The 11,696-nt window shown below is 69.0% G+C and carries 11 protein-coding genes; 3 read left to right on the top strand and 8 right to left on the bottom strand.

The window, feature by feature from the left end:
* Positions 1 to 20 precede the first annotated feature (20 nt).
* From AB0C28_RS43170 to AB0C28_RS43160, 3 genes are read right to left on the bottom strand one after another with little or no spacing between them, the layout of a single operon-like run.
* Positions 21 to 773, bottom strand: coding sequence for an SDR family oxidoreductase (locus tag AB0C28_RS43170; RefSeq protein ID WP_357848754.1), 753 nt, complete (start codon positions 771 to 773; stop codon positions 21 to 23).
* Complete coding sequence (locus AB0C28_RS43165) at positions 770 to 2,080, bottom strand: L-fuconate dehydratase (protein WP_357848757.1); 1,311 nt, start codon at positions 2,078 to 2,080, stop codon at positions 770 to 772. The genes AB0C28_RS43170 and AB0C28_RS43165 overlap by 4 nt, the downstream gene beginning before the upstream one ends.
* Positions 2,077 to 2,922 (bottom strand): fumarylacetoacetate hydrolase family protein, encoded by an 846-nt coding sequence (locus AB0C28_RS43160; RefSeq protein ID WP_357848760.1) that lies wholly within the window; start codon positions 2,920 to 2,922, stop codon positions 2,077 to 2,079. The genes AB0C28_RS43165 and AB0C28_RS43160 overlap by 4 nt, the downstream gene beginning before the upstream one ends.
* 572 nt (positions 2,923 to 3,494) lie before the next feature.
* On the opposite strand from AB0C28_RS43160, the gene AB0C28_RS43155 reads away from it, so the two are divergent.
* Positions 3,495 to 4,679 (top strand): cytochrome P450, encoded by a 1,185-nt coding sequence (locus AB0C28_RS43155; protein WP_357848763.1) that lies wholly within the window; start codon positions 3,495 to 3,497, stop codon positions 4,677 to 4,679.
* Here the strand turns inward: AB0C28_RS43155 and AB0C28_RS43150 are convergent.
* From AB0C28_RS43150 to AB0C28_RS43135, 4 genes are all read right to left on the bottom strand, one after another.
* Positions 4,672 to 6,099, bottom strand: coding sequence for a DUF559 domain-containing protein (locus AB0C28_RS43150; protein ID WP_358081546.1), 1,428 nt, complete (start codon positions 6,097 to 6,099; stop codon positions 4,672 to 4,674). The genes AB0C28_RS43155 and AB0C28_RS43150 overlap by 8 nt on opposite strands.
* 186 nt (positions 6,100 to 6,285) lie before the next feature.
* Positions 6,286 to 6,696 (bottom strand): DUF2000 domain-containing protein, encoded by a 411-nt coding sequence (locus tag AB0C28_RS43145; RefSeq protein WP_357848768.1) that lies wholly within the window; start codon positions 6,694 to 6,696, stop codon positions 6,286 to 6,288.
* Between the two features lie 51 nt (positions 6,697 to 6,747).
* Positions 6,748 to 7,590, bottom strand: coding sequence for an SRPBCC domain-containing protein (locus tag AB0C28_RS43140; protein ID WP_358081544.1), 843 nt, complete (start codon positions 7,588 to 7,590; stop codon positions 6,748 to 6,750).
* On the bottom strand, positions 7,583 to 8,158 hold the full coding sequence (locus AB0C28_RS43135; RefSeq protein ID WP_357848774.1) for a helix-turn-helix domain-containing protein: 576 nt from the start codon (positions 8,156 to 8,158) through the stop codon (positions 7,583 to 7,585). The genes AB0C28_RS43140 and AB0C28_RS43135 overlap by 8 nt, the downstream gene beginning before the upstream one ends.
* Positions 8,159 to 8,211: 53 nt before the next feature.
* Between AB0C28_RS43135 and AB0C28_RS43130 the strand changes: the two genes are divergently transcribed.
* Positions 8,212 to 9,054: an AraC family transcriptional regulator gene (locus AB0C28_RS43130; protein WP_358081541.1), complete on the top strand. Its 843-nt coding sequence runs from the start codon at positions 8,212 to 8,214 to the stop codon at positions 9,052 to 9,054.
* A gap of 118 nt (positions 9,055 to 9,172) precedes the next feature.
* Here AB0C28_RS43130 and AB0C28_RS43125 read toward each other — a convergent pair whose 3' ends face one another.
* On the bottom strand, positions 9,173 to 10,195 hold the full coding sequence (locus AB0C28_RS43125; protein ID WP_357848780.1) for a GDP-mannose 4,6-dehydratase: 1,023 nt from the start codon (positions 10,193 to 10,195) through the stop codon (positions 9,173 to 9,175).
* A gap of 251 nt (positions 10,196 to 10,446) precedes the next feature.
* On the opposite strand from AB0C28_RS43125, the gene AB0C28_RS43120 reads away from it, so the two are divergent.
* On the top strand, positions 10,447 to 11,694 hold the full coding sequence (locus AB0C28_RS43120) for a glycosyltransferase family 4 protein (RefSeq protein WP_357848783.1): 1,248 nt from the start codon (positions 10,447 to 10,449) through the stop codon (positions 11,692 to 11,694).
* Positions 11,695 to 11,696: the final 2 nt, after the last annotated feature.

Genomic DNA, 11,696 nt, shown 5'->3' with positions numbered 1-11,696 from the left:
CCTTGTTGGTTGGCGTTGGCCTAGTTGGCCGGCCTCAGTCGCAACCCCTGCATGCCACCGTCGACCGCGAGCGTGGTGCCGGTGGTGGCGCCGGCCTCGGGGCCGGCCAGGTAGGCGATCGCCGAGGCGACCTCCTCGGCGGTGACCAGGCGGCCCATCGGCTGCCTGGCGTTGAGCGCGACCCGCTCCGCCTCCGGATCGCCGGCCGCGTCCAGCAGCCTGGCGACCCACGGCGTGTCAGCTGTGCCCGGGTTGACGCAGTTGACCCGGATGCCCTCTCTGATGTGGTCCGCGGCCATGGCCAGCGTCAGCGACAGCACCGCGCCCTTGGTGGCGCTGTAGAGCGCGCGCTGCGGCAGCCCGGCGGTGGCCGCGATCGAGCACGTGTTCACGATCGACGCGTGCTCCGACCTCCTCAGGTACGGCAACGCGGCCCGCGCCACGCGGACCATGCCGAGCACGTTGACGTCGAACACCTTGTGCCACTCGCTGTCGGGGTTGTCCTCGATCGTGCCCTGTGCCCCGATGCCCGCGTTGTTGACGAGCACGTCGATCCCGCCGAGCCGTTCGGCGGCCTCTGCCACCGCGGCCCGCACGCCCGCGTCGTCGGTGACGTCGGCCTTGATCCCGATGAACGGCTCACCGGGCGGGTTGAGGTCGAGGCAGGCGACCTTCATCCCGCGCTCGGCCAGCGCGGTGGCCGCGGCCAGCCCGATCCCGGACCCGCCGCCGGTCACGACCGCTTTCAGGCCCTCACTCGTCGTACGGCTCACGCTTCGTCCCTCCAAACCTCGCCGCCGGGGAAGGTGTGGGCGGCGATCGACTCCTGACGCATCTCCGCGCTGAACCCCGGCCTGGACGGGGCCACGTAGCGACCGTCACGGATCACCACGGGGTCCACGAAGTGCTCGTGCAGGTGGTCGACGTATTCGATGACGCGGCCATCCATGGTGCCCGTGACCGCCACGTAGTCGAACATCGACAGGTGCTGCACCAGCTCGCACAGCCCGACCCCGCCCGCGTGCGGGCAGACCGGCACGCCGAACTTGGCCGCCAGCAGCAGGATCGCCAGGTTCTCGTTGACCCCGCCGACGCGGGCGGAGTCGATCTGCAGGAACGAGATGGCCTCGGCCTGCAGCAGCTGCTTGAAGACGATGCGGTTCTGGACGTGCTCGCCGGTGGCCACCCTGATGGGCGCGATGCCCCTGGCGATGGCGGCGTGGCCGAGCACGTCGTCGGGGCTGGTCGGCTCCTCGACCCAGTGCGGGTCGAACTCGCCCAGCGCGTTGACCCACTCGATCGCCGAGCCGACGTCCCAGCGCTGGTTGGCGTCGATCGCGATCGGGAAGCCGTCGCCGCACACCTCGCGGGCCACCCTGAACCGCCGCCGGTCGTCCTCGAGGTCGGCGCCGACCTTGAGCTTGATCTGCCCGAACCCCTGCTCGATCGCCTCCTTGCAGAGCCGGCGCAACTTCTCGTCGCCGTAGCCGAGCCAGCCGGGGGAGGTCGTGTAGGCGGGATATCCGGTCTCGACGAGCCGCTGTATGCGCTCCGCCTTCCCCTTCTCCTGCTTTTTCAGGATTTCCAGCGCCTCGTCCCCGGTCAGCGCGTCGCTCAGGTAGCGGAAGTCGATGAGCTCGACAATCTCCTCGGGCGACATCTCGGACAACAACCGCCACAGCGGCTTGCCCTCCCGCTTCGCCTTGAGGTCCCACAGGGCGTTGACCACAGCGGAGATCGCCATGTGCATGACGCCCTTCTCCGGACCCAGCCAGCGCAGCTGCGAGTCGTTGATCATGTCCTTGTAGAGCGTGCCGAGGTCTTCGGCGTCCTTGCCCACCACGTACGGCTCCAGCGCGCCGATCGCCGTGGTCTGGATGTCGTTGCCGCGCCCGATCGTGAACGCGAACCCGTGCCCCTCGTAGCCGTCGTCGGTCTTCAGCACCACGTAGGCGGCCGAGTAGTCGGGGTCGGGATTCATCGCGTCGGAGCCGTCGAGCTCGCGGGACGTCGGAAACCGCACGTCGTGCGTCTCCATCGCCACGATCCGGTACGAGCTCCCGCCCGCCGTCACCGTCATGCCTGCCCCACCGTCTGCCGCTGCCGGCCCAATCCCTCGATCTCCAGCTCCATCACGTCACCGGCCCGCAGGTACGGCTGCCCCGGCATCCCCATGGCGACACCCGCCGGCGTACCCGTGTTGATCACGTCGCCCGGCTCCAGCACCATGAACTGGCTCAGATACCGCACGACCTCCGCCACGTCGAAGATCATGTTCTTGGTGTCGCCGTCCTGCCGCAGCTCGCCGTTCACCCACAGGCGCATGCCCAGCCGCTGCGGGTCGCTCACCTCGTCGGCCGTCACCAGCCAGGGGCCGAGCGGGTTGAACGTCTCGCACGACTTGCCCTTGTCCCACTGGCCGCCGCGCTCCAGCTGGAACTCGCGCTCGGAGACGTCGTTGGAGATCGCGTAGCCGGCGATCACATCGAGCGCCTCCTCGCGGCTGCGCAGATATCGCGCCTCCCGCCCGATGACGACGGCCAGCTCCACCTCCCAGTCGGTCTTGACGCTGGCCCGGGGCACGAGCACCTCGTCGTACGGGCCCACCATGGTGTTGCTCGCCTTCATGAACACGACCGGCTCCTCCGGCACCGCCGCGCCCGACTCGGCCGCGTGGTCGCTGTAGTTGAGCCCGATGCAGACGATCTTCCCCGGCCGGGCGACCGGCGCACCGACCCTCACCCCTTCCTCCTCGACCACGGGCAGGTCACCACGCTCAAGGGCCGCACGAACCCGGGCCACTCCGCCTGAGGCGAAGAAAGCCCCGTCGATCTCGGGCTCCCCGATGTCGCGCAGTTTCCCGGCACCGTCCATGACCACCGGCCGCTCCTGGCCGACGGGTCCCACTCGCAGCAGCTTCACACCGCGTTCCTTCGCATATACATCGGATGTCTTGTTTCCTGATGCTGCTGCGATGGGGTGGAGCATGTCAAGGGCGTCAAGCTGGATACCTCCGATCCGTGACCTCGAAATACACCCCTTCGGGGGATTGGTTCCCTGTGAACCCACTTAACCGCTCCGATCGCTGACTTCACAGACTCGAAACGTGACCCTCGAATACATCGGACGACAGCTAGAACAGCCACAGGCAACACCTGGACCGACAGCGGACGGGCCCCACCCAGGACCGAGCCCACCGATGACGACCAGCCGAAACCGGAAGCGGGGCGTGGCGGGCGGCGGGCGGCGGAGAAATTCGGCATTGAGTTAGGCACGGGTTGAGGCGTAGGGACGTAGCGGCGGGGTGCGGTGTGGGGCGAGTGAAGGCGATGGCGCGGATGGGATGGCGCGGATGGGTGGATGGGTTGCCGAGAGTGCTCTGCACCAGCGGTGACCAGGAACGATCCATGGCACTCCTTGACGCACTTATAGTCCCGTAATAGAACACGTTTCAGTACCGCGAAACCAAGCGCTTGATCAAGAGGTGAACCCGCGTGCACATAGACCTCGTCGACAGGGACCTTTACGCGACTTCAGGACCGCCCCACGCCCAGCTGGCCTGGCTTCGCGCGAACTCCCCCGTCCACTGGCACGAGGGCGAGCCGGGGTTCTGGGCCGTGACCCGCTACGACGACGTCGTACACGTGTCGCGGCACTCCGAACTCTTCTCCTCCCACCGTAAGCTCGCCCTCTTCGACGACCTGGAAGAGGACCAGATCGCACTGCAGCGCCTCATGATGCTCAACCAGGACCCGCCCGAGCACACGAGGCGGCGCTCCCTGGTCAACCGGGGCTTCACTCCGCGTACGATCGGCGCGCTCGAACAGCACATCCGCGACATCTGTGACGACCTCCTCGACAAGCTGACCGGCGAGATCGACTTCGTCACCGAAGTCGCCGCGCCCCTGCCCCTCTACGTGATCTGCGAGCTCCTCGGCGCTCCCGTGGCGGACCGCGACAAGCTGTTCAACTGGTCGAACCGCATGATCGGCGCCCAGGACCCCGACTACGCCGCCAACCCCGAGGAGGGGTCGGGGGCCGCCATGGAGGTCTACGCGTACGCCAACCAGCTGGCCGCGCAGCGCAGAGCCAACCCGAAGAACGACATCGTCACCAAGCTCCTCCAGCCCAACGAGAACGGCGAGACCCTCGGCGAGGACGAGTTCGACCTTTTCATCCTCCTTCTGGTGGTCGCCGGCAACGAGACCACCCGCAACGCGGCCTCCGGCGGCATGCTCGCCCTCTTCGAGCACCCCGACCAGTGGGACCGCCTCCTCGCCGATCCCACGCTCGCGAAGACCGCCGCCGACGAGATCGTCCGCTGGGTCTCCCCCGTGAACCTCTTCCGCCGTACCTCCACGGCCGACCAGGTGCTGGGCGGGCAGGAGATCAAGGAGAACGACAAGGTCGTCGTCTTCTACGCCTCCGCCAACCGCGACGCCTCCGTCTTCCCCGACGGGGAGACCTTCGACATCGGCCGCGACCCCAACCCCCACATCGGCTTCGGTGGTGGCGGCGCCCACTTCTGCCTGGGCAACCACCTGGCCAAGCTGGAACTCCGCATCCTGTTCGAGCAACTGGCCCGCCGCCGCCCCCGCCTGCGGCAGACGGGCGAGGCACGGCGACTGCGCTCGAACTTCATCAACGGCATCAAGGAGCTCCCCGTGACCATCAGCTGATGGTCACGGCGACACGGCAACACGGCGACGCTGATCTCCTCACGCCACGATTGCTGCTCGGGCGCGGACTCCGCACCCGCCGACCGGACGCCGGCGTCGCATCCGTTGCGTTGGGGGCGGGCATTGCGCCCGTGATGCCGGACGTCCCCAGCGCACCGGCCCCCGCACCGGTGGCGGGCATTGTGCTCGTCATGCCGGACGTGGGATCGCACCGGTCGTGCTCGGCGCGGGCCGCGCACCGGTCGTAGCGGGCGCGGTTTCCACACCGCTGTACCGGACGCGGGCCGCGCACCGGGCATAAGGGATGCGGGAACCACACGGTCGTATCGGACGCCGACGCCGCGCTTGTCATGCTCGATGCAGGCCCCGCGCCGGTTTTGCCGGACACGAGCCAAGTGCCCGACGTACTGGATGCGGGGCTGCACACGGGGTCAGTGTCGTCCTGCTGCCCTCCCTGGCGGTGTTCGGTCGAGATGGGGGTCGGGGCGGTGGTCATGGGCGCTCGGTGGTGGGGTTGGGGGTTGGTGGGTTGGAAGGTGGCGTGCCCCGGGGTGGGATGGGTGGGTAAGCGGAAGCGGGAGCTGCGGCGGGCTGCGCGGATGCGGCTCAGGATGCGGTTGGTGCCGTGTGGGCCCGGGCGCCAGCCGCGTTCGATCAGGGCGTCGGCCACGTGGTGCAGCAGGTCGGCGATCTGGCCGGGGATGACGTCGCGCCGGACGGCGATCACCCGCCAGCCCCGCCGGCGCAGCCCCTCCCGGCGGTCCGTGTCGCGTTGCTGGTCGGCGGCCGAGGTGTGGTGTTGCCGGCCGTCGTATTCCACGGCGACCTTGAACTCCTCCCAGCCCATGTCGAGGTAGGCGAACCGGTCTTCGGCCAGGGCTACCCGGATCTGTGTGGTGGGTCTGGGGAGGCCCCCGTCGACGAGGAGGACCCTGAGCCAGCTCTCCCTCGGCGAGGCGGCTCCCCGGTCGGCGAGACTGAGCGTGTCGCGCAGGCGCCAGCTGTTGAGCGGGCGATGCCACAGGGCTTCCAGATCGACACCCTTGCGGGCGAACTGGTCGACGATGGCGACGGCCTCCATGCGGGGCAGGCAGCGGGCGCAGTCGAGGGCGGTGCGTTCCATGGTGGTGATCCGCACGCCGTTGTGCTCGGTGATGTCTTCGTCGGGGAGGGACGCCAGGTAGGTGACGCAACCGGGGATCACGAGGTGGCCGGGGGCGGTGAGCTCGACTGGCCAGTCGGCCTCCGGGGCGGGAAGAACTTGCAAGCCCCAGATGTGCGCCGCCGTCTGGCGGCAGGCTACGACCTGGGGTACGGCGCGGGTGATGCGGCCGGCGCGTTGGGTCAGGGACGGTGGTCTGGGGCCGGTGCTCGAAGGTGGGGTCTCGTGCGGGTGCCCGGGGCTTGGCGGCTGGTTCATGGCGCAAGGATGCGTTGGCGGGGGTGGGTGTGGTGGAGCCGAACGGGATTCTGTGGATAACGAAGGCTTGTTCGAGATCAGGGGTTGAGGGTGAGGGTGTTCTGCGCTTTTCTGGGGGTTGGGTCAGTCTGGGGGTTTGGGGAGTTGGTTGCGGGGCTGGGCGGCCCATTGGTTGGGACGGGTCGGTCAGGGATGTAGGCGGAGGCCCTTCAGGGCCTTGTCCACCCCGTTCTTCCCCCCATGCACCGCCACCCCCACCAGATCCAGCTCCTCACCCCGCACCCCCGCCACAACCGCCCGATTGTCCGCATCATGACCGGTCTTGAACATCTCCTCGATGTACACGGCCACGTCCATCCCCCGCCCCACCGCCTTCTCCCTGACCCCGCGCAACGCCCCCAGGCCCCCCTCGTACACGAGCACAGGCTGCCGGAACAGCGCCAGGTACGCGTTCCCCGACGCGTCCTGGTAAGGCTCGCCGATGGCCCCGGGGACGCCGCCGGCCAGGCCGCCGGCGAGGAAGGCGGTGACGTTGAGGCGCTGCCAGGGGGCCAGGTCCTCGCGCACCACGATGGCGATCTTGGTATCGAAACGCATGGCCACCACCCTCCCCCACCTCCCCCGACCGGGTCTTGAACGCTCGTGCGCCTACGCCTGGAGGATCGGCCGCCAGTCGGCCACCTCGTGGTAGCGCCGCAGCTCGGCGAGGCCCGACAGGAACCCGCCCCACGCCGCGTACGGCGGATTCGACTGGTCGAACCCGCTCTGCACCAGCGTCAGCCGCGTCTTCCCCGCCGACCCCTCCAGCTCCCACGTGCCGACCCCGGTCTCGCCCCAGTCGACGGAGAGCTTGCGGCCGGGTTCGAGCTCCAGCACCTTCGCGGGGTCGGGGTTGTTCTCCAGGCCGCCCATGGCGTACCGCCCGCCCACGAACGGCTCGATCTCGATGGGATAGCCGAACCACTTCGTCACCACCTCCGACGAGGTGATCGACTCGAACACCGCCTCGGGCGAGGCGTCGATCGAGACCTCGACCCGCATCTCCGGCGAGGTGAAGTCCTGCATGGGCGTGGGCTCGCGGCCCTCCAGGTGCTCGCCGAGGATGGTCAGCACCTGGCACCAGTACGTCTGCAGCACGCCCCGGATGCTCTTGCCGGTGATGACGTCCTGGAAGTCGAAGTGCGTCTGCGACAGGGTCAGCACCGTGCGCCGTTCGTCCGTCTCGTCCGGCGCCAGCGTGATCTCCGAGGTGGTCTCCTCGCCGTCGAGCAGCCACGCGAAGCGCAGCGTGTTCTCGTCGGCGTGCAGCAGCCGCTGGTGCGGCGCGTCGCCCTCCGGCGTCGTACGCCCCCAGAACGCGAACCGCTCGGGCAGCTCCACCTCCACGTGCTCGGCCAGCCAGATCCGCAGGACGTCGGGGTCGGTCAGCGCCCGGCGCACCTCTTCGACAGGCGCCGGGATGTTGGCACGCACGATCAGGGGCTCAGTCATCGTCTCGCTCTCCTTGTGTGGGCTCGGCCTGGGGGTAGCAGGCGACGGCCAGTTTGAAGGCGTCGCCCTCGGCGCCGCCGTACCGGGTGAAAAGGTCCCGCAACGTGTTCTGCAGGTCGTTCAGGAAGTCCTGCCGCTGGTCCGGACGTACGCGGATCTCTCCGGACAGTCCGATGGACGGCAGCTCGGGCGCGGTCCTGTCCAGGGCCGCGATGTCGGCCTGGACCTCCTCCATGAGGTCGAGCAGGTAGCCGAGGCTCAGCTCGTCGCGAACCTTGCGCAGCCCGATCCGGCCGACCAGGCGCGGCGACAGCCAGTACGACCGCGCGCCCGCCTGGTAGATGCCCTCGTGGATGCCGCGCACCCTGCGCTCGGACACCTGGTCCACCAGCCCGGCCTCGACCAGCCGTTTGACGTGGTAGTAGACCCGCTGCGGCGTCTGGCCGAGCCGCTCGGCGACCTCGGAGCAGGTGCGCGGCTCGGCCAGCTGCCGCAGCACCTCCACGCGCTGCGGCTTGAGCAGCGCCTCGGCCTGCTCGATCTCTTCCAGATACAGGACATCTCTCATCGCAAAAACAATCTTTTACGTAAAAATTCTGCTTGTCAATAGAGAATGGAGGCATGACGCACGACTGGTCCCGCTACTGGCGGTCGCCCGACCGGCCGATCGAGGCCATGCACGCCCACTTCGAGCGGCACGTCTACCACCGGCACAGCCACGAGACCTACTCCTTCGGGCTGACCGAGACCGGCGCGCAGTCGTTCAGCTGCCGGGGCGCCGCGCACACGAGCGCGGCGGGCATGGTCATGGCCTTCAACCCGGACGATCCCCACGACGGCCACGCCGCCGACGCGCTCGGCTTCACCTACCGGATCGTCCACCTCGGTCCGGAGCTGGTGGCCGACGCGCTGGCGGACGCGACCGGCCGCCGTACGGGCCTGCCGCTCTTCGACTCCCCCGTGGTGGACGATCCGGCGCCGGCGTACGCACTACGCGCCCTGCACGCGGCCCTGCTCGACGGCGGCACGACGGCGACGGCACTGCGTCGCGAGGAGCTGCTAACGGCTGCGGTCGCGGGCATCGCCAGACGAGCGGCCAGCGGAAAAACCGGCAAGAACGCCGGAGACGCCGGGAAGCGGGCCGCGTCGAAGGTGGCCGGGCGGGCCAGGCAGGTCCTGCACGACCGTCCGATGGACGACCTGACGATCGACGACCTGGCGCGCGAGAGCGGCGCCAGCCGTTACGCCGTCTACCGCGCCTTCCACGCCGAGTACGACCTGCCGCCCAGCGACTACCAGCGCCAGCTCCGCCTCAGGAGGGCCCGCGCGCTGATCGCCGCGGGCGAACCGATCGGCGAGGTGGCGGCGGCCACGGGCTTCGCCGACCAGAGCCACCTGACGCGCTGGTTCACCCGTTGCTTCGGCCTGACCCCTGGCGCCTACCGCCGCGCCGCCCAGGCGTAGCACCGCCCAGAAGCAGCACCGCCCAGAAGCAGCACCGCCCAGGCGTAGCGCTGCCCAGGCGTAGCGCTGCCCAGGCGTAGCGCTGCCCAGGCGTAGCGCTGCCGACGCGACATGGCGATCAGGGCCAGGAGCCTTCGTCGTGCGGGTCGCCGCCGTCGGCGAGCAGCCGCAGATCGGACTCGACCATCGTCGCCACCAGCTCGTCGAACGGCACCTGCGGCTCCCACCCCAGCTGCGTCCGCGCCTTCTTGGGGTCGGCGCACAGCAGGTCCACCTCGGCCGGCCGGTGCAGCGCCTGGTCGGTCACCACGTACCGCTCCCAGTCCAGCCCGGCGGCGGTGAAGGCCGCCTCCACCAGCTCCCTGACCGACTTCATCCGCCCGGTGCCGATCACGTAGTCCTCGGGCTTGCCGGCCCGCAGCATGAGGTGCATGGCCTTGACGTAGTCGCCGGCGTACCCCCAGTCGCGCCGCGCCTCCAGGTTCCCCAGGCGCAGCTCGGTGGCCAGTCCCAGCTTGATGCGGGCCACCCCGAGCGAGACCTTCCTGGTGACGAACTCGGCCCCGCGCCGCGGCGACTCGTGGTTGAACAGGATCCCGGACACGGCGTACATCCCGTACGACTCGCGGTAGTTCTGCGTCAGGAAGTGCCCGTACGCCTTGGCCACCCCGTACGGCGAGCGCGGGTGAAAGGCGGTGGCCTCGGTCTGCGGGGTCTCGCTGACCTGGCCGAACATCTCAGAGGACGAAGCCTGATAAAAGCGGATCTGTTCGGATGTGCTCCCGCCCCGCGACACGCCCGAGCACACCCGGATGGCTTCGAGCATCCGCAGCACGCCCATCCCGGTCACCTCGGCCGTGAGCTCGGCCTGCTCCCACGACATGGGCACGAACGAGATAGCGCCGAGGTTGTAGACCTCGTCGGGCTGCACCCGCTCGACGGCCGAGATCAGCGACCCCTGGTCCAGCAGGTCACCACGCACCACCCGCACCTCGGTGAGCAGCTTGCGCATCCGCGACACGCGCGGGTTCGCCTGGCCTCTGACCAGGCCCCACACCTCATACCCCTGCTCCAGTAGGTGCTCCGCCAGATAGGAACCGTCCTGGCCGGTGATGCCGGTGATCAGAGCGCGCCTGGCCAAGGGGTCCTCCAACTTTCGCCTACCCCATCCCTTTGGGACGGGAATGTACAGCTAAGCGCCTAGATAGCACATCCACCGACATAGAACACGTTCCACCGAACCACGCTCGGTTACAGTAACGTCGCAGTTCGCACGGCCTGTGGCGGCCGTTGTGAACAATTCCACCCGATCTACCGAATGGTAGCCTTCTCGGACTAAGGTCATCTTTCACGGTACACGCCCGCCTCAGGGCCTTACCGGCGGCGAAAGGGGTGTCCGTGGAGCGAAGGCTGCGGATCGCGCTTCTGTCCTACCGCAGCAAGCCCACCTGCGGCGGCCAGGGCGTTTATCTCCGCCACCTCAGCAGGGAGCTGGTCGCGCTCGGCCACCACGTCGAGGTGTTCTCCGGCCAGCCCTACCCCGAGCTGGACGAGGGCGTCATCCTGCGGGAGGTCCCCAGTCTCGACCTCTACCGCGACGAAGACCCGTTCAGAACGCCCAAGCTGCACGAATACCGCGACTGGATCGACTGGCTGGAAGTCGGCACCATGTGGACGGCCGGCTTCCCCGAGCCACTGACCTTCACCCTGCGCGCCCACCGCGAGCTGAAGAAGCGGGTCGGCGACTTCGACGTCGTCCAGGACAACCAGACCCTCGGTTACGGCCTGCTCGGCATCCAGAAGCTCTTCCCCGTGGTCGGCACCATCCACCACCCCATCAGCGTGGACCGGCGGATCGAACTCGAAGCCGCCAAGGGCGCGAAGAAGCTGACCATGCGCCGCTGGTACGGCTTCGTGAAGATGCAGTCCCGCGTCGCGCCCCGGCTGAGCCCCATCCTGACCGTCAGCGAGTCGTCGCTGGCCGACATCCACCGCGACTTCAACGTCCCCCAGGCCAACATGCGCCTGATCCCGCTGGGCGTGGACACCCGCTACTTCCACCCGCGCGCGGACAAGCCGAAGCGCAAGGGCTCGATCGTGGCCGTGGCCAGCGCGGACTCGCCCATGAAGGGCGTCGCGACGCTGCTGCGGGCCATGGCCAAGCTGGCCACCGAGCGCGAGGTGCACCTCACCGTCGTCAGCAGGCCGACCCCCGGCGGCCCGACCGAGCAGCTCGTGCAGGAGCTGTCGCTGCAGGAACGGGTCCGCTTCGTGCACGGCATCTCCGACGACGAGCTAGGCGAGCTGATCGCCACCTCCGAGATCTCGGTCGTGCCCTCGCTCTACGAGGGCTTCTCGCTGCCGGCCGTCGAGCACATGGCCTGCGGCACGCCCCTGGTCGCCAGCCGTACGGGCGCGCTGCCCGAGGTCGTCGGCGACGCGGCCGTCCAGGTGCCGCCCGGCGACCCCGAGGAGCTGGCCGCGGCCCTGCGCCGCCTCCTCGACTCGCCCGAGGAGCGCGAGCGGGTGGGCAAGGCCGGATACGACCGGGTCATGGAGCGCTACACCTGGCATGTCGTGGCCAAGAAGACCGTCGAGGCGTACCACGAGGCCATCGAGAACCACAAAAGGAGAGGCTGACC

Origin of the sequence: Nonomuraea sp. NPDC048892 (assembly GCF_040649735.1) — a bacterium.
GTDB classification, from domain to species: Bacteria; Actinomycetota; Actinomycetes; order Streptosporangiales; family Streptosporangiaceae; genus Nonomuraea; species Nonomuraea maheshkhaliensis.
This window is presented reverse-complemented; position numbering and strand designations above follow the sequence as displayed.